The following is an 18,615-nucleotide window of genomic DNA, read 5'->3' as shown; positions in this document are numbered from 1 at the left end:
GCGCGCCAAGAAGGCACTGCTGCACTGCGTCGGGCCGCATCGCCACCGGCAGGCTTGACCAGGGCAGGGGGCGACCCAGTCCGTCTCACAACAGCTGAGTGCACCGTGGGGTTCTCCCGGTTCCAGAGACGCTGCGCCCGGGTCCTCATCATTCGTGGCGAAAGGCGTGACCGTGATCGCTCGGTAGGTTGTTCATCCGAGGCCGACTCGGTGCCGCCGAACTCAACCTGGGCCTGCCTGACGGTATTCCCCAGGAGTCATGCCAAAGCGGCGGTGGAACAGTTCACCGAAATGCGACGCTGTGGAGAAGCCAAGCTCGCTGGCGATCGCAGCGATGCTCTGACCGGTATCCAGCAACCGTCGGCGGGCGAGGTGAAGGCGATGGGTGCGGACATAGTCGCTCCAACTCATACCGACTTGCTGCTTGAAGCGGCGGCTGAAGTAGGCGGGCGATAGCGCGCACAGCGCGGCGGCCTGCTCGGCACCGGGAGCCGCGGCAGGATCGCGGCGCAGGCGGTCGATGGCGGGGCGCAATCGGCGAAGACCATGGGTGTCGGCAGCAAGTACCTCGCCCCCAATGGCAGGAGCGAGGGCCGCGGCACGCAGCAGCAACTCGGCCAGCGGCAGCGCCAGCGGATCATCCGGTGCCAGCGTGAGCAGCCAGTCGGCGAGCTGGCCGAGGCGACGGCCGAGGTCGGCGCCAGGTTGCGCGCAGAACGGCTGGCGCAGACGCTCCATGCCCGGCATGGCCAGCAGCGGATCGGCGGCAGCCGCTTCGATCTGCACCAGCGTCCAGTCGCGCGGTCCTCCGGCAAGGGCGAAGTCGTGCTGGTGTAGCGAGGGTATGAACGCGAGGCTGTGCGGCGCCAGAGGATAGCGCCGATCTTCAGTGTCGAAGTGGCCGGTGACCTGTCCGAACAGCACCAGCTCGTGGACGTCGTGGAAGTGCACGAACGGCTCGCTCGGGCTGGCGTCGCGGCCCTGGCGGATGCGCTCGGCGCGCAGCGGCGCCCCCGGGGCCAGTTCGACCGGTTCGCTGATAGGACGATCGAGATGAGGAAGCGCCATGCCGCAGGAGGCTCCGTGGTGTATGGACGGTTCGGCTTACGTTGCTAGAGGCTTGGTGAAGGCCAAGATCAGTCGCTCCAACGTGCAGTCGTAGGTTTTCCGGTTCATGAAGCCGACCCGTACGAGTTCAGGCAGTGCGCCAAGCATGGCGATTCGGCCGTCCTGGATGAACGTGTTCCCGGTGAAGAAAACCTCCCTCAGCTTCGGGAGCGCAGCGAGGGGGCTCAAGCTGTCGATCGCGCCGCTGTTGCTGAAATCGAGTTTTTCCAGGTTGACCAAACACGACAAAGAGAACAGGGAAGACAACCTGCCGCATTGATCGATGGTGAGGTTCGTCAGGGTGGAGGTCCGCTCTATACCGACAAGACTGACCAACGAGCGACAGCGGAACAGGTCAAGTACCGCCAGCGGCGGAAAGGCATCTGCTCCCTGCAGAGAGACCATCCTTGCCGACGTGATGAACAGTTTCTTCAACCGCTTCAGTCGAGCGAGAGGAACCAGATCGGCATAGGGGTAAGCGGTGACATTGAGCTCTTCCAGATGCGTGCAGTCCGTCAGGCTCTCCGAACCCGGTCGCCAATTGGTCTTGAGCACCCTGAGCGAATGCAGCGCCGAAAACTCCAGGCCCTTCCCGTACGGCGCACGCAGGCCGATGTGTTCGAGCCGGGGAAGGTGACCGAGTGCTCGGATATCGCGTACCTCTTCGCTATACACCCCGATGCTTCGAAGCCATGGCAGGTCAGCCAGAAAGCCGATGTCCTTGCCCCGCCAGCCGGAGGAATAGCTCAGTCGGAGCCCGGTGACGCCGGCGCGCTCGAGCCGCTTTGCGTCGACGGGGTTCCACGCACCGGTAAGAACTAGGATGTCTCTCCCGGCCTCGTCCTGATCGATCCAGCCGCTCTCGAAGCTCGCCATGCCGATAGCTCGTCTTGATCCTCCTGCCACAGTAAGACCTTCATTCACCGACTAGAAGCGTGACTTCATCAGTCTGGGGGGCGGAGAGTCGGCCCGAAGATGAGCGCAGGGTGAGGAGCTCCATCGCCGGGAGCAGCCAGGGTTGCGGCTTCCGCTGGATGACGGTGGGATGGAGCGCGGTCCGGGCTCGGGAGCTCAGCGTGTACCGACTATGCGCACCTGCATCGGCTTCAGCACCGCATCCAGCGGAGCGGGTGCCGAGGCGTCGATCAGGTCGATCCATGCCGTGCCGCGGATCAGAACCGGGTCGAGCGACGGCCGCGCGTCGCGCGTGCCCAGGTTCACCAGCAACAGCGTTCGCCGCCTGCCTTGTTCGCGCAAGATGCACAGCACCGTGCCGTCATCGTCGCAGAGGATACGCTGTGCGCCGTGATCGATCTCCGGCCGGGCATGGCGCAGGGCCAGCACAGTGCGGTACCACTGGTAGAGCGAGTCGGGGCGGTCCTGCTCTTCCTGCAGCGACACGCCGTCGTGGGAGCGGTTGAAGCGGTCTTTCCAGAACCAATGGTCGCCGCGGTACCAGGTGGCCGAGCCGGGCGCATCGAGGTCGGCCTGCCAGCGGAACGCCTCGCGCGGAGGAATACCGGTGGCGTCGGACAGCGGAATGCCGCTGGAAGTACCCACGTTTTTCGGCTGAGCGCCGCGCATGCCTAGCTCCTGACCGTAGTAGATCAGCGGGTCGCCTTTGAGCAGCAGCGCGATCGCAGCGCCTGCGCGCGCCTTGGCCGGGTCGCCGTGGATCAGCGACATGAAACGGTCGACGTCGTGGTTCTCCAGGAACACCACCTGGGTCTTGCCCGCTGGCGTGGCGGCGTCGGTCGCGCGGATCGCCTTGACGATCTTCGTCTTGTCGAACGACAGCAGCGCGCCGCGCAGCGGGAACGCGAACACCATGTCCACGTGGCCCCGAGTCAGGAACTCGGTGCCATAACCCCAGCCGGCCTGTTCGGCGAGGATGCGCAACTGCGGCCGGCGTGCCTTGAGCGCCTGGAAGATCGGCGTCCAGAAATCCGCGAACAGTTGGGTGTCCAGGCCCTTGTGGTCGAGGTCGTCCATCATGTGGTCGATGCGGTAGCCGTCCACCCCGTCGCGGCCGCTGCCGTCACCGTGCGGGTCGGCCCAGTACAGCAGCAGGTCGCGGAAGTAGGCCTTCACCGCCGGGTCGTGCAGATTGACCATCGCGATGCCGATATCGCGGCCGTCGTAGCCGCGCCACTTCGCGCGATCGAGGAAGGGTTCGGCGACGCAATGCTTCACGTCGCGCCACAGCAGGTAGTCGGCATGGGGCGACTGCGGCCGGCAGATTGCGTCGCGCCACCACGAGTGCCCCTCGGCGACATACTGGAACTCCTCGTCCAGATACACCTTCAGGCCTTTCGCGTGCGCGGCGCGGACGAAGGCGAAGTAGTCGTCCATCGTGCCGTAGGCCGGGTCGATCGCCTTGAACGCGGTGGCGAAATAGTTGTGGTAGTACGGCGACGGCTGCAGCGGGGTGAGCAGGAGGGTGGTGGCGCCGAGGTCCTTGATGTAGCCGAGCTTGGAGGTGAGCCCCTTGAGGTCGCCGATGCGGTCGCCGTTCGAATCGCGAAAGCTGCGGAAGAATATTTGGTAGAACACCTGGCCGCTGTCTGACGACGCTGGCGCGGACGGTGCGGCAACCGCCAGTGGTGCGGCCAGCGCGAGCAGGGCGGCGCCGAGCCGGATGAGGAGCGGACGGGTGCGGATCATGCGTGGTCCTCGGTGGTGTGCAGTACCTGGCCGAAGAAGCGCAGCGTGTCTTCCAGCGCCCGCGACCAATAGGCCCAGTCGTGGCCGCCGGGAGCTTCGGCGTAGTGGTGGTCGATCGCAGCACGTTGCAGGCTGCGATGCAGGTCGCGATTGGCTTGCAGGTAGGGGTCGTCCAGCCCGCAGTCGATGCGCAGCGGCGGTAGCCTGCCAGCGGCGGTGAGGGCGGCCAGTACGTCGCGGTCGGCGGGAAGGTCGCTCCAGCCGCGGGTGCCTTCCTCGATCAGGTCGTCGAGCTGGTCGACGTGGGTCACTGCCGACAGCGCGGCGGCCGCGGCGAGGCGCTGTGGATATTTGCCGGCCAGTCGCAGGGCGCCGAAGCCACCCATGCTGAGGCCGGCCACCAGCAGCGGCGAGTGCGCAGTGCAGCCGGCGACAACTTCTCGTGCCAGTGCGGGGATTTCGTCGATGATCCAGCGCTCGGCATCGTGCTCGGCGTGCGCCACGTAGCCGGAGCCGTCGCCCCACAGACCGTCCGAGGGCATCAGCAGCGCCACCGGCGGCAGCGCACCTTCGTCGATCAGACGCGTCGCGGTGCGATGCGCGCCCCCCTTCAGCGCCCAGGCCCAGTGCGAACCGTACACGCCGTGCAGCAGCACGATCATCGGCAGGTCGCTCACCTGCCGGGCGGCGGGTGGCACGAACAGGGTGGCATCGGCGCGCCGGCGCAGTGCCGGGCTCTTCACCGTGACGAAGGCGAGGCCATCTGCGCCGAGGACCGGATCGGAGCATTCCAGGGTGCGGAAGGGAGAATTCTTCATGCGATGCGCAGCACGCCCTTGCTGCTGCGTCCCTGCAGCATGTCGTCGAACGCCTGGTCCAGCGCCTCCATCGGGTAGCGGTGACTGATCAGTCCGGCCAGCTCCAGCCGGCCCTCGGCGAGCCACGTGAACAGCCGCGGGAAATCACGCGAAGGAACACAGCCGCCATACAGCGGCGCGAGGTAGCGCTTGTTCCAGAACAGATCGGTGAGCGGCAGCGAGGCCGCGCCATGCGCGCCGCTCACCTGCAGCGCGTTGCCGCCGTGGCGGGCCAGCTTCAGCGGCAGGAAGGCCAGCGCCGGCGCACCGGTCGCCTCGAAGGCATGGTCCACACCGCGGCCGTCGGTGAGCGCCTGCACGGCGGCAACCAGTCGTGCGTGGTCGGTGTCGTCATCGTGCGCGATCAGGGTGTGCGTGGCGCCCAGTGCATGCGCGTGCTGCAGCCGTGCCGGCACGCGATCGATCGCGATGACAGCGCGTGCGCCGGCGATGCGCGCACCTTGGATCACGTTCAGCCCGACCCCGCCGCAACCGAGCACGGCCACGGTATCGCTCGGTTGCACGTCGGCCACGTTCACCGCCGAGCCCACGCCGGTCATCACCGCGCAACCGAGGATGCAGGCGGCATCGGGCGTGAGCTCCGCGGGCAGTGGCGTCACCGCCTCGGCGCGCACCACGGTGTAGCGGGCGAAGGTGCCGAGGTGGAACGCGCGATCGATCGCGCGCCCGTTCCATCGCGTGGCGCCGGCATGCGCGCGGCTGGTGCCCAGGCGCGGCACGTCCAGCTCGTGGGTGCGCTCGCACAACGGCGCGGCGCCGCGTGCGCACTGGAAGCAGTGGCCGCAGGGAATCGCCCAGTTCAGCAGCACCGGCTGGCTGATCTGCAGGCCCTCGACGCCCCCGCCGATGGACTCGACATAACCCGCACCCTCGTGCCCCATGACCAGCGGGCCGGGCCAGTGCAGCGAGGCGTGGTCGGTGTGACAGACGCCAGCGGCGGTGATTGCCACCCGCACCTCGCCGGCGGCGGGCGGATCGACCTCGATGGTCTCGATGCCGAAGCGTCCCTCGCCGTCGGCGATGATTGCGCGGCCGCTGACAACGTCGCCGGTCATGCCGGCAGCGCGGGCGGTGCTGCATCGACGGCCCCGCGCTCGAAAAGCACCGGATTCCTCGGGGTGTCGATCGCCACGCCAACCAACGCACCGGGGCACCAGCGTTCCCAATCGGCTTGCTGCATGTGGTTTTCCGGTGCCTTCAGGCGCATGTCGCGATCCATGTAGATCACCGTCATCACCGAGCGCGGTTGCGTCGAACGGTTGGGGCCGGCGCGGTGGAAGGTCCAGCCAGAGTGGAAGCTGACCTCGCCCAGCGCGAATGGCTCGTCCACCACGCGAAAGCTTTCGGCCTCCATGTTGGCGGTGATCGCCTGTTCGCTCTCGTCGGAAATCTTCAGGTCGCGGCCGAACTCCACGTGCTGGCTGCCGGCGAAGAACGCCAGCGGCCCCATGTCCTGCGGCACCGCCTGTAGCGGCACCCACGCGGTGATCGTGCGGTCGCTGTCCAGCGGCCAGTAGTACTGGTCGGCATGTGCGGGCGTGATGCCGCCGCCGGGCTCCTTGTACAGCGACTGGTCGTGGTACAGGCGCACGCCGTCCACCTCCATCAGCGCCGCGGCGAGTCCGGCCAGGCGCTTACCGAACACGAAGGTGCGCACGGTGTCGCTTTCCTCCCACAGGTTCATCACCTGGAGAAAAGCGCGGTCATAGGTGCTGCGTTCCTCCAGCGGCAAGGTCTGCGTGTTCAGCGCAACGGTGAGCCGGGTGATCTCCTCGCCGAAGTGGCGCAGTTCGTCGGCGCTGAACACGTCTTTGAGCTTGATGAAGCCGTCGCGGCGATAGTCGGCCACCTGCTGCGGGGACAGCGGATAGGGCCGGTCGAGATCGATCGTCATGGGGGAGGCCTGGCGGGGACGGTATGGTGTCCATGCTAGGCAGGCACGCGCGCCGCCGCATCGGGGCGGCATGTCCAATGGCAGCGCCCGACTATCGGATTGGTGACCTGCCGGGAGTCACCCGGGCGCCAGTCGCACCCTCAGCGTGCACAGCCCCGCTACAAACAGACTCCCGCCGCCCACCACCAACGCCCATACCGGCTCACCATGGAAGCATCGCTTCAGCAGTTCGCCCAGCAGGCTGGCGGCGACCAGCTGGGGAATCACGATGAAGAAATTGAAGATACCCATGTACACGCCCATCTTCGCCGCCGGCAGCGCGTCGGACAGCATCGCGTAGGGCAGGGCGAGGATCGACGCCCAGGCGAACCCTACGCCGAGCATCGGCAGCAGCAACCAGTGCGGGTCGCGGATGAACAGGAACGACACCAGCCCCGCACCGCCCAGCCACAGGTTGGCGAGGTGGCTGGCCTGTAGGCCCCAGCGTCGCACCAGCCGCGGAATCACGATCGCTGCCAGGGCGGCACAGCCGTTGTAGACCGCAAACAGCACGCCGACCCAGTTGCCGGCCGCGTTGAATGCGGCCGAGTGCGGATCGGTGGTGCCGAACTGCACCCGTGCCACCGCGGCGGTGGCGTAGATCCACATCGAGAACAGCGCGAACCACGAGAACAGCTGCACCCAGGCCAACTGGCGCATCGCCGCGGGCATCGTGTGCAGGTCGCCGAGCACGTGCCCCAACATGCCGCGCCGCGTGCGCAGTACGGGGCGCACGGCCAGCGCGACGTCGTAGCCGATCAGCAGCAGACCGTAGACGGCGAGGCCGGCTGCGAGCAGATAGGTCTCCTGGCGCAGTGCCAGCGAGCGGATGGCCAGCCCCGCGACGACACCAGCTAGCAGCCAGCCGGCGCCGTTGCGCCGGATGCCTCGCAGCTCCGGCAGCGCAGCGGGCGGCGCCGGATCGAAGGCCAGCAGCTGGGCGGGCGGGTACTCACGCGTGCGCAGCACCGTCCACGACACCGCGCCGAGCATGGCCACGCCACCGGCGTAGAACGCGTACTTCAGCGTGTCGGGCAGGCCGCCTTCGGGCGCCACGTTGCTCACGCCCGCCGTGGCAAGCAGCCAGGGAAGCACGGACGCGATCACCGCACCGACGCCGATGAAGAAGCTCTGCATCAGGTAGCCCCTCGGCCGTTGCCGTTCGGGCAGCTGGTCGGCGACGAAGGCGCGGAACGGCTCCATCGCCACGTTGAACGTGCCGTCCATCAGCCACAGCAGCACGGCGGCCGTCCACAGCGTGGTGGCGTGGGGCATCCACAACAGCGCCAGGGTGGCAAGTACCGCGCCTCCGAGGAAGTACGGCCGGCGCCGGCCCAGCCGGGTCCAGGTGCGGTCCGAGCAGTAGCCGACGACCGGTTGCACCAGCAGACCGGTGATCGGCGCGGCCACCCACAACAACGGGATCTGCTCCAATGACGCGCCCAGCGTCTGGAAGATGCGGCTGATGTTGGCCGTCTGTAGTGCAAAGCCGAACTGGATGCCGAGGAAGCCGAAGCACATGTTCCAGATCTGGCCGAAAGAGAGTTCCGGCCGGACCTGCGTGGAAGGAGGCTGTTCGCTGGCTGCGTCAGCGCGTGGAAGCGAATGGGAAGAGTGGATGGGAACGCTCCTGGATGGACGAGGCCGCCCGAAGGTATGCAGTATCGCGGTGCAGCAACCAGCAACTGCATACGTATTCATCGCTACCGCACGCTCCTCGACGGCGAGGAGCGTGGCCTTTTGGTGTGCGAGGCGAGGAATCTGGCGCCAGCCCTTGGGTCGACTCACACAGGGGCCAGCCGCGTGCCCTCGGCCTGTTTAACTGCCTGACGCCAGCTCCAGCGTGACGCTCGGACATGTCGGTGCATGCGAGAACGTTCAGATGAGATTTGCTCAGCAACTACTTCACACACTGGATATCTCTGGCGTCGAACGGCCGCGCCTCATTCCAAATGTGAGTGTGCCCATCGAATGAGCAGCGCGACGAGGGTCAGAAGACCTGTAAAGACAAGCGCTGTTCCAGTCAGCAGCAGGGCGCAGGAGAACCTGGTTGACGCCACCGCGGTCTCGGCCCAGATCAGAGCGGTACCGATGACCACGCCAGTGAATCCCAAGCCAGCCCAGCTCCTCAGCACCTTGTGCTTGACAGGGGTGACCCTCTGAATGCGCGTTGCGAGCTTGTTTGATCGTCTGCCCACTGCACACCTCAACACGGTACCGGGCAACGGTAGTGTGCGCCGTCCCTCTTGCCCCGAAGAGCGCAATCAGAGGCAGTCGACCGATCGCGGGGTCGCTCTGGAAAGACGAATTTCGAATAACAGTTAGTTGCCTTCCTGACGTGATCATCGACGCATGCGGGCCGCGATTTCATATGCCGCCAAGCTCTTCGGTCACTTCGGGCGAAAAGGCTTCGACCGTCCTGCTCTCACCGCTGTTTGGAGGAGACGTTTGGATAGCGTTTCCTTAACCCGGGGCGTGATCAATTCGCCCCGGACCCAACGAGTTCAGGGGATGCTCATGCACGATGCCATCGTAGGCGGCACCGATGTCTGGACCCATCGGGTATTGGCGGCCATTGCACGCAGCCTCGGAGCAGGTGGCCGAGGAGATGTGGCAGCCTTGGCGGCTGTTCTGGCGCAGTCGCCCTGGTGGGAAGGCTGCCCCTCGGCGAGCAGTGTCGAGCGCTATCGGCGCCTCTCGCTGAGGCCCCCGCAGGACTCCGACGACTACGCTGTGTTGCTCATCGCCTGGCCGCCGGGCCACGCCACGCCGATCCACGATCACGATGGCCTCTGGGGCATCGAGTTGGTGCTCGACGGGGTGTTGCAGGTCGAGGCATTTTCCATCGCGCTGGACCCGTCGCTGCGACTGGTGCCGAGGGAAACCGCGCCCTTAGGCGTCGGGGACCACGCAAGGTTTTCGGATCGCGATTACGCCCACCGCTGCCGAAACCTGTCCGCCCAGCGACCGGCTCTGACTCTGCATGTGTACGGTGGCGCTCTGGATCGCTATCGCACCTATCACAAGAGCAATGCAGGAAGCTGGGACGATATCCCGCAACGCGCTGAGCTAGAGCTCGCGAGCAGCTGATTCCCCCTGATCGGGTACCGAACGACCCATTCGAGGATGGGTCGGAGGGGCGGTTACCCGTATGAAATATGAAAAAGGAGCACGACCGATGACCGACATCGCCATCATTGGCGGCGGTGCCGCCGGAGCCGCTGTCTTCGGCGAACTGCTGCGACGACGTTCTGGCCAAGGCACCGTCCACTGGATCACGGGTGGGCCCGCGCCGGGACGGGGCGTCGCCTATGCCACCCAGGACGATCGGCATCTGCTGAACGTGCGGGCGGCTGGTATGGGCCTGTTTGCCGAGCAGAAAGATGACTTCCTGCAGCACGCCAGCCGCAGTCTTGGTCAGGCCCAGGGCACCGATTTCCTGCCGCGCCGACTGTTCGGCGAGTTTATCCAGGCGCAGGTGCATGCACGGATCAGCGAAGCGCATGCTCATGGAGTGGGCTTCGCACTGCACCAGGCCCGCGCATCGTGCGTACAGCGAGAAGAGGATGGGCGTTATCGCATCGATGTCGATGATGGCCAGACGCTGACCGTCGATGCCTTGGTACTCGCGATCGGTGCGCTGGCACCACGGGCACTGAAGACGGTGTCGAGCGAGGCGCTGGATAGCGGCGCCTACGTGCTCGATCCCTGGCAGCAGGACGAGCCGACGGTCACGCCGCGGCGGGTGTTGGTGATCGGCACCGGGCTGACGGCGGTGGATACGCTGATCTCCGCCTCCACACGCTGGCCGCGAGCGGAGCTGGTGGCGGTCTCCCGCCACGGATTGTTGCCGTTTCGCCACCCCTCCGCGCCGATCGCACCCTACACGTATCAAGCAGACCTCAATGCAGCGCTGCTCGCCTGCGATGGCGTCCGGCCCATGATCCGGCTGGTCCGCGAGGCGATCACGGACGGAACGAGTGCGGACTGGCGGGCCGTTATCGACGGCATGCGCCCGATCAATGCCACCTTGTGGCAGGGCCTCACGCCGGCGCAGCGCCGCCAGTTTTTGCGCCACGTTCGCTGGGTGTGGGAAGCATCGCGGCATCGCACGGCGCCGGCATCGTTCGAAACGATCCAGGCGTTGATCGATGCCGGCCGCCTGCAGGTGCACGCCGCCCGTGTCCTCGCTGTCGATGGCCATGGACCGCTGGCCGTCACCGTGCGCCACCGAACCACCCAGCTGATGAGTACGATCGAAGCGGACCGGGTCATCCAGGCCACCGGGTTGGACACCGCCGTGGCCTATGCACGCGACCCGTTGCTGTCGCAATTGCTCGCGGCCGGGCTGGCCACTCCCGACTCACTCCAGCTGGGCCTTGCCGCCGAGCCGGATGGGCAGTTGCTGGATGGCGAGGGGAGACCTCAACCGAGATTGTTCGGCATCGGTTCGCTGCTGCGCGGAAACCTTTGGGAATGCACCGCGATGCCGGAGATTCGTGCGGCTGCCTGCCGGCTGGCACAAGCGTTGTCCGAACCAGAAGGTCCCGCGGAGATAGACGCCGCAACGCAAGGGTAAGGCAGCAACGAAGTCATGAAGTTTAGACGTCCAAACGAGTTCGCACTTACGGCATAAGCACATGCCAACTTACGATTTCACGGTGCGCTTTACCCACCGCTAGCTTGATCGTTCCACTCGAAACGGGGAGACCAAGACGATGAACTTACGCACCGCGCTCGTGACACTCGTCGGGACACTGCTGACAACCTCCGCCCTGGCCAAAGACGTCACCTTGCTCAACGTGTCCTACGACCCGACCCGGGAGCTCTACAAAGCCGTGAACACCGCGTTCGCCGCCCAGTGGAAGGCTGAGCATGGCGACACCGTAACTATCCAGATGTCCCACGGCGGCTCGGGGAAGCAGGCGCGTGCCGTGGTGGACGGTCTCCCCGCCGACGTCGTGACCCTGGCGCTGGCGTACGACATCGACGCCGTGGCCGATCGCGGCCTGCTCGACAAGAACTGGCAGCCGCGCCTGCCCGACAACGCTTCCCCGTACACCTCGACCATCGTGTTCCTCGTTCGCAAGGGCAATCCCAAGGGCATTCACGACTGGAACGATCTCATCAAGCCAGGCGTGCAGGTGGTCACACCCAATCCGAAGACCTCGGGCGGCGCCCGTTGGAACCTCCTCGCCGCCTGGGGCTATGCGTTGAAACAGCCAGGTGGCAACGAAGCGAAGGCACGGGCCTTCGTCAAGACGCTCTTCGAGCATGTGCCGGTACTGGATACCGGTGCCCGCGGCGCGACCAACACGTTCGCCCAGCGTGGCATCGGTGACGTACTGCTGGCATGGGAGAACGAGGCCTTGCTGGCCAAGCGCGAACCCGGTGGTGACCAGTTCGAGATCGTGGTGCCCTCAATCAGCATCCTGGCCGAGCCGCCGGTGGCCGTGGTGGACAAGAACGTCGACGCGCACGGTACCCGCGCCGTTGCCGAGGCCTACCTGAAGTTCCTGTACTCGCCCCAGGCGCAGGAGATCGAGGCGCGCAACTTCTACCGTCCCCGCTCCCAGGCAATCGCCGCGAAGTACGCCGCCCAGTTCCCGACAGTGAAAACCTTCACGTTGGCGGAGGAGTTCGGCACCTGGCGCCAGGTGCAGGCGAAGTTCTTCGCCGACGGCGGGGTGTTCGACCAGATCGGGCCGGGCCACTGATCATGCGTCGCCGCGTGCTGCCAGGCTTCGGCCTCAGCCTCGGGTACGCGTTGGCGTACCTGGGGCTGATCGTGCTGCTGCCCTTGGCGGCGTTGGTGTGGAAGGCCAGCGGGATCGGCCTGCATGGCTTGCTGCACCTGCTGGCCGCTCCGCGCACGCTCGCTGCACTGAAGCTCAGCTTCGGAGGTGCGCTGGCCGCCGCGCTGATCAACGTGGTGGTTGGCCTGCTCGTCGGCTGGGCGCTGGTGCGCTACCGGTTCCCCGGGCGGCGTCTGCTCGATGCGCTGATCGACCTGCCGTTCGCCTTGCCGACCGCCGTAGCCGGCATCGCGCTGACGGCCCTGTATGCACCGAATGGCTGGCTCGGTCGATGGCTGGAGCCCTTGGGCATCAAGGTCGCCTACACCCCATGGGGCGTGCTTCTGGCCATGGTGTTCGTCGGCTTCCCGTTTGTGGTGCGGACGCTGGAGCCGGTGCTCCAGTCCCTGGAGCGCGACGTGGAAGAGGCTGCCGAGAGCCTTGGTGCGACGCGCTGGCAGACCTTTACACGGGTGATCCTTCCCCTGCTGGTGCCGACGCTGCTTACCGGCTTTGCCCTCGCGCTGGCGCGAGCGGTCGGCGAATACGGCTCGGTGATCTTCATTGCCGGAAACATCCCCATGCGCTCGGAAATCGCGCCGCTGCTGATCGTGCAGAAGCTCGAGGAATTCGACTATGCCGGTGCGGCTGCATTGGGCGTGGTGATGCTGGCGTTCTCGTTCGTGCTTCTGATGCTGGTGGCATTACTGCAGCGTTGGAGCCGGCGTTGGGCGGAGCGCGCCGCATGAGCGCCCCGCGACATAACCACCGCAACAGCATAGGTCGCCGACTCGGTCACGTCCTGATCATCGTGTCCGCAAGTCTGTTCCTGGGCGTCTTCCTCCTGCTGCCGCTGGCCTCGGTATTTGTCGAGGCATTTCGCCAGGGCGTGCATGCCTACCTGGTCAGCCTGCATCAGCCCGAGGCGCTGGCCGCCATCCGACTGACCCTGCTGGTGGCAGCGATCGCCGTACCGCTCAACCTGGTGTTCGGTGTCGCGGCGGCCTGGGCCATGACCCGCTTCGAGTTTCGCGGCAAGGCGGTGCTGGGCGCACTGATCGATCTGCCGTTCTCGGTCTCGCCGGTAATCTCGGGCTTGATCTACGTGCTGCTGTTCGGTGCCCAGGGCTGGTTCGGCCCATGGCTCACGGCACACGGAATCCGGGTCATCTTCGCCGTGCCGGGTCTGGTCCTGGCAACCGTATTCATTACGTTGCCCTTCGTTGCACGCGAACTGATCCCGCTGATGCAGGCGCAGGGCAGCGAGGAGGAGGAGGCCGCCCGCGTCCTTGGCGCCAACGGATGGCAGCTGTTCTTCCGCGTGACACTGCCGAACATCCGCTGGGCACTGCTGTACGGCGTATTGCTCTGCAACGCCCGGGCGATGGGTGAGTTCGGCGCGGTGTCGGTCGTCTCCGGCCATATCCGCGGCCTCACCACCACGCTGCCGCTGGAAGTGGAGATGCGCTACAACGAATACGACTACGTCGGCGCCTTCGCGGTCGCCTCCTTGCTGGCGATGCTGGCCTTGCTCACTTTGGCACTGAAGGCCCTGCTCGAATGGCGCTATCGCGGCGAGCTCGCCGCGCATGCACCGGGCGGCCACTGAGACCACGCCATGTCGCTAGTCATCGATAACCTCAGCCGCCGCTTCGCCGATTTCGCCGCCCTCGACGACGTCAGTCTGCGCCTGGCGCCCGGAGAATTTCTGGCCCTGCTCGGTCCCTCCGGCTCGGGCAAGACCACACTGCTTCGCATCCTCGCCGGCCTGGACTATCCGGATGAGGGCACCGTGCGCCAGGGAGACCGCGACTTTCTGGCCGCCGGCGCCCGTGAGCGCAACGTTGGGCTGGTGTTCCAGCATTACGCCTTGTTCCGCCACTTGACCGTGCGTGAGAACGTGGCCTTCGGCCTGCGGGTCAGGCCGCGGCGAACACGGCCATCCAAGGCGCAGATCCGCGATCTTGTGGAACGACTGCTCAAACGCGTTCAGCTCGAAGACTTTGGCGATCGCTACCCGACGCAGCTCTCGGGAGGCCAGCGCCAGCGGGTCGCCCTGGCGCGTGCGCTGGCGGTAGAGCCGGAGCTGCTCTTGCTGGACGAGCCCTTCGGCGCGCTGGATGCGCAGGTTCGCGTAGCGCTGCGCCGTTGGCTGCGTGAGTTGCACGAAGAGCTGGGCCTTACCACCGTGTTCGTCACCCACGACCAGGAAGAGGCGCTGGAACTGGCCGACCGCATTGCCGTGATGAATCGGGGACGCATCGAGCAGGTCGGGACGCCACAGGCGATCTACCAGGACCCGGCCACGCCGTTCGTGTGCGAGTTCATCGGGCGAACCAACCGCATCCCGCTGCATCGGGCCCACGCGGAATGGCTCGCCGGCGAATGGCCGTTGGCGATGGATCCCTGGGGAGGCCGCTACGAGCGCGCGGTGGCTTACGTACGGCCGGAGCACCTGGCCTTGGCGGTGCCGGAAGGACAACCCGCATGGAACGCGCGGTTGCGGCATGTCTACCCCGCGGGAAGCGTGACCCACCTCGATCTGCATGTTGCTGAGATCGATCTCAGCCTGGAAGTCGACGTCGCCAGCGAGGACATCGCTCGCTGGGGCTGGCAGTCAGGCGCCGTCCTACGGGTCGCACCCCAGCAACTGGTTGCCTTCCCAATCGATGACGACGTGGGCTCCGCGGTCGTTCGTGATCGCTGGACTTGGCGCCCGCCCGACCGCTGTTGAAGCGCAAGACCTCTCCATGTACCGCAATCTGGCCCTGGCGCCAGATCGTGCGGGACGGCGTGCGCCTGCGTCGGCCCGTCAACAGCGGCAGCGTCACGCTGCGGCACGGCAGGCGCCACCCACAAAGGGAACCACCATGAAAAAGACGACACTGATGGCCGCCTTGGCGATGGCGATCCCCGCCGCGGCAAATGCCGCCGAAGCCCCGGCGACCGGCTACGACTTCACCCATAACTGGCCCACGCACTATGTGTTCGACGACGGCACCGATCTGGGCCTGGCGCTCAAGTATCAGTACGACGTCGATCGCTTCTCCAACGACAACGGCCGACTCCCGGATGCGCAGACCAACCGGCGCAAGGAGTTCGGCTTCTATGTGACGAAGAAGGGCGTCTACGACGCGACCGTGGTGTACGACTTCCAGGCCAAGACCTGGCTGGACACCTACCTGCGCGTGCAGAGCAAGGGGCTGTTTGGTCATGACGTCGGCGCGTTCCGTATTGGCTTCAGCAAGACGCCGGTGGGATTCGAGGGAAACACCAGCACGGGAGCGACGACATTTCTCGAAGCCGCTCTGCCGACACAGGCGGTGTATGCCAGCCGCCGTATCGGCGCGGACTGGGCGTGGGAACGCCCGCACTATCTGGTGAATCTCGGCTACTACAGCGGTGGCGATCTCAACGGTGACAGCGATGGCCGCATGGCGGCCGCTCGCGTCGCCTGGGTTCCGCGCAACCAGGCCGGCGACGTTCTCCATCTCGGCCTGGCGGCCTCGCGGGAGTGGCCCGACGGCACCACCGATGGCCGGGGCATCTACACGCCGCCGACGGCCCGCCTGCGCGCCCGTCCCGAAGCCGGGTTGGCCGCGCGCCTGGTCGACACGGGCAACCTTGCGCCGGTCGATCACATCGATCGCAGCGGCCTTGAAACTCTCTGGATCGGTGGGCCCTGGTCATTGCAGGGTGAATACTTGCGTGCCCATGTTTCGCTGCACGGGCGCCCCGCCTACGCGGCGGACGGCTACTACCTGTTCGCGAGCTGGGTGGCCACCGGCGAGTCACGCCCGTACGCCGCAGGGAATGTCGGCAGCATCAAGCCCAAGGGCGCCTGGGGCGCGCTGGAGTTCGCGCTTCGCTACAGCGAGCTCAACCTCGACGACGGCGTGGTCCAAGGCGGTCGGGAGCGTGATTGGACGCTGGGGGCCAACTGGTACATCAATCGCTACCTGAAGCTTCAGGCCAACTACGTCCATGCCCAAAGCGACCGCCGAGGACGGGTAGTGGATCCCAACGTGGTGGAGGTCAGGGCGCAGATTCAGTTCTGATGACGGCTCTTCCGGACCGATGGGTTGGGAGGCTGCCCCATGTCCGCAAGGGTGGGCTAGTCCGTCCCCACCCGGCGGATGTCGTTGGCGGCAAATTCAGTGGCCAGGCGCAGCCACCTCCTCCACAAACCCGCGATACGAACGCAGCGGCCGCCCCAGCAGCTTGGTCAGGCGCGGCACGTCGCCCGGTTCCGGGATCATGCCGTCGCTGACCCAGCGTTCGGCCATCAGCCGCATCTCGTAGGCCATCCAGGGCGGCATGAAACCGGCGGCGTTCTGTTCGAACCCGGCGGGGTCGTCGCCGCCGTAGACCACCGGGCGTCCCAGCACGTCCGTCCAGATAGCCGCCACGTCCGCGCCGGTGAGCGTGTCCGGGCCCACCAGGTTGATCGCTTCGATCGGCAACGTGTCCGGGCCTTCGCTGCGGCGGATCAGTTCGATCGCAGCGACTTCGGCGATGTCGCGCGCATCGACCATCGCCAGGCCCTTTGGGCCGATCGGCATCGGGTAGACGCCGTGCTGAAGCACCACGTTCTTGATCATGTGCTCGTTGTCGATGAAGTAGGCCGGGCGCAGGATCGTGGCGCTGAAACCCATCTGCTGCAGCATGCGCTCGGCGCCGAACTTCACCGCGAAGTGCGGCACGTTGACGTAGCGGTCCGCGTGGATCACCGACAGGTAGACCACCCGCTTCACGCCCGCCTCGCGGGCCACGTTGAGCGTGAGAAGCGCCTGGGTGAACTCGTCGCCAGTCACCGCATTGAGGAGGAACAGCGTGCTGACGCCGTCAAAGGCGGCGGGCAGGGCGTCGAGGTCGAGCAGGTCGCCCTTCACCACCTCCACGCCGGCGGGGAAGGTGGCTTTGGCGGGATCGCGGGTGAGCACCCGCACGGCGGCGCCGCGCTGGGCAAGCTGGTCGACGACGTGGCGGCCGACGCGGCCGGTGGCACCAGTTACGAGGATGGTCATGGCATGTACTCCGAGTGGGTGGGTTGGGAACACACTCGTCATGCTATCGATCCAAATTCGCAGGCATAGCCGTTAAAGTGGGACGCCTCGTCTCATAGGTGGAACACATGGACCTGCTCGCGCTTGCCGATTTCAACCTCGTGGCCCGCCATGGCGGGTTTGGCCGGGCCGCGCGCGAAGCGGGCCGGCCTAAGGCCACGCTGTCCCGGCGCGTGGCCGAGCTGGAGGCCAGCCTGGATCTGCGTCTGTTCGAGCGTGGTGCGCGATCGCTCAAGCTCACCGAAGAAGGCCGCGCGCTTTACGAACGCACGGCGCTCCTGCTCACCGAACTCGAGGAGACCGCCACGGCCATCGCCTCCGGCGGCCACACCGCACGCGGCCGCCTGCGCATCAGCGCGCCGCTCCTTTTTTCGCAGACTGCCATGGGCAAGCTCGCCGCCGGCTTCGCGCTGCGGCACCCGCAGGTGCGGCTGGACATCACCGCCGACGACCGTGCCGTGGACATGATCGAAGAGGCCTACGACCTGGTTATCCGCGTCAATCCCGAGCCGGACGCCAACCTGGTGGGACGCATCTTTCTGCGCGATCGGCTGCTGGTCGTCGCCAGCCCGAACCTGCCCAAGCCCACCCATGGCGAGCCTGTGCCAGTCATCGTCCGCGGCGCCATGCAGCCGACCGAAACCTGGACGATGGCCACGCCCGCCGGGCCTGCCACGCTCGCCGCCCAACCGGTGATCGGCCTGTCATCGCTGCTCATGGTGCGCGATGCCGCGCGCATGGGCGCTGGCGCCGCCCGGCTGCCGCTGTCGCTCGCCAGCCCTGATCTCGCTGCCGGCACGCTGGTGCAGTGGGGCAGGGTAGACGGGCCGGAGATCGAACTATGGGCGCTCTATCCCACCCGCCGCCTGCTCAGCGCGCGCGTCTCGGCGTTTCTGGATTATCTGAGGGAAGCGTTTCCGAAAGGGACGCCGGATGAGTTGGCGGCATATGTGAGCGGATGAAAACTCACGACGGAAGAGGGCGCAGCGATCGTCCTCGCCAGTGACCGGTCGCGATGCGTGATGGCCAACCCATTCGCCTTGACTCACCCACACCGCGGTAGGAGACTCGGTCGCAAGGAGCCTAGAAACTCCCCACACAGCGGTACCCACCTCCGTCAAACCGGTGGGTTTTTTGTGCCTGCACGTTCGCAGGCGCAACCGACGTGACAC

16 protein-coding genes are annotated in these 18,615 nt (G+C 66.4%); 8 read left to right on the top strand and 8 right to left on the bottom strand.

The window, feature by feature from the left end:
- Positions 1–222: 222 nt before the first annotated feature.
- From ACTHJF_RS06045 to ACTHJF_RS06015, 7 genes are all read right to left on the bottom strand, one after another.
- On the bottom strand, positions 223–1,068 hold the full coding sequence (locus ACTHJF_RS06045) for an AraC family transcriptional regulator (protein ID WP_440266329.1): 846 nt from the start codon (positions 1,066–1,068) through the stop codon (positions 223–225).
- A 36-nt stretch (positions 1,069–1,104) separates the two neighbouring features.
- Positions 1,105–1,983 carry a hypothetical protein gene (locus ACTHJF_RS06040; RefSeq protein ID WP_440266328.1) on the bottom strand — a complete coding sequence of 293 codons (879 nt, stop codon included), beginning with the start codon at positions 1,981–1,983 and terminating at the stop codon, positions 1,105–1,107.
- 195 nt (positions 1,984–2,178) lie between these two features.
- Entirely contained in the window at positions 2,179–3,771 is a 1,593-nt protein-coding gene (locus ACTHJF_RS06035) for an alpha-amylase family glycosyl hydrolase (RefSeq protein ID WP_440266327.1), read from the bottom strand.
- Complete coding sequence (locus ACTHJF_RS06030) at positions 3,768–4,589, bottom strand: alpha/beta hydrolase (RefSeq protein WP_440266326.1); 822 nt, start codon at positions 4,587–4,589, stop codon at positions 3,768–3,770. The genes ACTHJF_RS06035 and ACTHJF_RS06030 overlap by 4 nt, the downstream gene beginning before the upstream one ends.
- Positions 4,586–5,704, bottom strand: coding sequence for a zinc-binding dehydrogenase (locus tag ACTHJF_RS06025; protein WP_440266325.1), 1,119 nt, complete (start codon positions 5,702–5,704; stop codon positions 4,586–4,588). Before ACTHJF_RS06025 ends, ACTHJF_RS06030 begins: the two co-directional genes overlap by 4 nt.
- Positions 5,701–6,543: a phytanoyl-CoA dioxygenase family protein gene (locus ACTHJF_RS06020; RefSeq protein WP_440266324.1), complete on the bottom strand. Its 843-nt coding sequence runs from the start codon at positions 6,541–6,543 to the stop codon at positions 5,701–5,703. The genes ACTHJF_RS06025 and ACTHJF_RS06020 overlap by 4 nt, the downstream gene beginning before the upstream one ends.
- A gap of 117 nt (positions 6,544–6,660) precedes the next feature.
- Positions 6,661–8,103 carry an MFS transporter gene (locus ACTHJF_RS06015; RefSeq protein WP_440266323.1) on the bottom strand — a complete coding sequence of 481 codons (1,443 nt, stop codon included), beginning with the start codon at positions 8,101–8,103 and terminating at the stop codon, positions 6,661–6,663.
- A 996-nt stretch (positions 8,104–9,099) separates the two neighbouring features.
- On the opposite strand from ACTHJF_RS06015, the gene ACTHJF_RS06010 reads away from it, so the two are divergent.
- The 7 genes from ACTHJF_RS06010 to ACTHJF_RS05980 all read left to right on the top strand — a co-directional run bounded on the left by ACTHJF_RS06010 (position 9,100) and on the right by ACTHJF_RS05980 (position 16,435).
- Positions 9,100–9,672, top strand: coding sequence for a cysteine dioxygenase (locus tag ACTHJF_RS06010; RefSeq protein ID WP_440266322.1), 573 nt, complete (start codon positions 9,100–9,102; stop codon positions 9,670–9,672).
- 88 nt (positions 9,673–9,760) lie between these two features.
- A complete protein-coding gene (locus ACTHJF_RS06005) occupies positions 9,761–11,161 on the top strand; it encodes an FAD/NAD(P)-binding protein (protein WP_440266321.1) in 1,401 nt (466 codons plus the stop codon).
- Positions 11,162–11,300: 139 nt separating this feature from the next.
- The gene (locus tag ACTHJF_RS06000) at positions 11,301–12,299 is read left to right on the top strand and encodes a sulfate ABC transporter substrate-binding protein (RefSeq protein ID WP_440266320.1); all 999 of its coding nucleotides are present in this window, start codon (positions 11,301–11,303) and stop codon (positions 12,297–12,299) included.
- Between the two features lie 2 nt (positions 12,300–12,301).
- The gene (gene cysT, locus ACTHJF_RS05995) at positions 12,302–13,126 is read left to right on the top strand and encodes a sulfate ABC transporter permease subunit CysT (protein ID WP_440266319.1); all 825 of its coding nucleotides are present in this window, start codon (positions 12,302–12,304) and stop codon (positions 13,124–13,126) included.
- Positions 13,123–13,986 carry a sulfate ABC transporter permease subunit CysW gene (gene cysW / locus ACTHJF_RS05990; protein WP_440266318.1) on the top strand — a complete coding sequence of 288 codons (864 nt, stop codon included), beginning with the start codon at positions 13,123–13,125 and terminating at the stop codon, positions 13,984–13,986. The genes cysT and cysW overlap by 4 nt, the downstream gene beginning before the upstream one ends.
- 9 nt (positions 13,987–13,995) lie before the next feature.
- Positions 13,996–15,111 carry a sulfate/molybdate ABC transporter ATP-binding protein gene (locus ACTHJF_RS05985; protein ID WP_440266317.1) on the top strand — a complete coding sequence of 372 codons (1,116 nt, stop codon included), beginning with the start codon at positions 13,996–13,998 and terminating at the stop codon, positions 15,109–15,111.
- Between the two features lie 136 nt (positions 15,112–15,247).
- Positions 15,248–16,435 (top strand): OprO/OprP family phosphate-selective porin, encoded by a 1,188-nt coding sequence (locus ACTHJF_RS05980; protein ID WP_440266340.1) that lies wholly within the window; start codon positions 15,248–15,250, stop codon positions 16,433–16,435.
- A 96-nt stretch (positions 16,436–16,531) separates the two neighbouring features.
- On the opposite strand, the gene ACTHJF_RS05975 is transcribed toward ACTHJF_RS05980, so the two are convergent.
- Entirely contained in the window at positions 16,532–17,404 is an 873-nt protein-coding gene (locus ACTHJF_RS05975) for an SDR family oxidoreductase (protein ID WP_440266316.1), read from the bottom strand.
- A gap of 107 nt (positions 17,405–17,511) precedes the next feature.
- Here ACTHJF_RS05975 and ACTHJF_RS05970 point away from each other — a divergent pair, with 107 nt between their 5' ends.
- On the top strand, positions 17,512–18,405 hold the full coding sequence (locus ACTHJF_RS05970) for a LysR family transcriptional regulator (protein ID WP_440266315.1): 894 nt from the start codon (positions 17,512–17,514) through the stop codon (positions 18,403–18,405).
- Positions 18,406–18,615: the final 210 nt, after the last annotated feature.

The sequence above is a fragment of the Dyella sp. genome (genome assembly GCF_051962475.1).
Taxonomy (GTDB): Bacteria; Pseudomonadota; Gammaproteobacteria; order Xanthomonadales; family Rhodanobacteraceae; genus Dyella_A.
The sequence above is the reverse complement of the archived record's forward strand: the minus strand, read 5'-3'. Positions and strand labels throughout refer to the sequence as shown.

Excerpts from the sequence above, each read along its gene's own strand:
- ACTHJF_RS06045 (WP_440266329.1), bottom strand. The coding sequence starts at position 1,068 with ATGGCGCTTCCTCATCTCGATCGTCCTATCAGCGAACCGGTCGAACTG.
- ACTHJF_RS06040 (WP_440266328.1), bottom strand. The coding sequence starts at position 1,983 with ATGGCGAGCTTCGAGAGCGGCTGGATCGATCAGGACGAGGCCGGGAGA.
- ACTHJF_RS06035 (WP_440266327.1), bottom strand. The coding sequence starts at position 3,771 with ATGATCCGCACCCGTCCGCTCCTCATCCGGCTCGGCGCCGCCCTGCTC.
- ACTHJF_RS06030 (WP_440266326.1), bottom strand. The coding sequence starts at position 4,589 with ATGAAGAATTCTCCCTTCCGCACCCTGGAATGCTCCGATCCGGTCCTC.
- ACTHJF_RS06025 (WP_440266325.1), bottom strand. The coding sequence starts at position 5,704 with ATGACCGGCGACGTTGTCAGCGGCCGCGCAATCATCGCCGACGGCGAG.
- ACTHJF_RS06020 (WP_440266324.1), bottom strand. The coding sequence starts at position 6,543 with ATGACGATCGATCTCGACCGGCCCTATCCGCTGTCCCCGCAGCAGGTG.
- ACTHJF_RS06015 (WP_440266323.1), bottom strand. The coding sequence starts at position 8,103 with ATGTGCTTCGGCTTCCTCGGCATCCAGTTCGGCTTTGCACTACAGACG.
- ACTHJF_RS06010 (WP_440266322.1), top strand. The coding sequence starts at position 9,100 with ATGCACGATGCCATCGTAGGCGGCACCGATGTCTGGACCCATCGGGTA.
- ACTHJF_RS06005 (WP_440266321.1), top strand. The coding sequence starts at position 9,761 with ATGACCGACATCGCCATCATTGGCGGCGGTGCCGCCGGAGCCGCTGTC.
- ACTHJF_RS06000 (WP_440266320.1), top strand. The coding sequence starts at position 11,301 with ATGAACTTACGCACCGCGCTCGTGACACTCGTCGGGACACTGCTGACA.
- cysT (WP_440266319.1), top strand. The coding sequence starts at position 12,302 with ATGCGTCGCCGCGTGCTGCCAGGCTTCGGCCTCAGCCTCGGGTACGCG.
- cysW (WP_440266318.1), top strand. The coding sequence starts at position 13,123 with ATGAGCGCCCCGCGACATAACCACCGCAACAGCATAGGTCGCCGACTC.
- ACTHJF_RS05985 (WP_440266317.1), top strand. The coding sequence starts at position 13,996 with ATGTCGCTAGTCATCGATAACCTCAGCCGCCGCTTCGCCGATTTCGCC.
- ACTHJF_RS05980 (WP_440266340.1), top strand. The coding sequence starts at position 15,248 with ATGAAAAAGACGACACTGATGGCCGCCTTGGCGATGGCGATCCCCGCC.
- ACTHJF_RS05975 (WP_440266316.1), bottom strand. The coding sequence starts at position 17,404 with ATGACCATCCTCGTAACTGGTGCCACCGGCCGCGTCGGCCGCCACGTC.
- ACTHJF_RS05970 (WP_440266315.1), top strand. The coding sequence starts at position 17,512 with ATGGACCTGCTCGCGCTTGCCGATTTCAACCTCGTGGCCCGCCATGGC.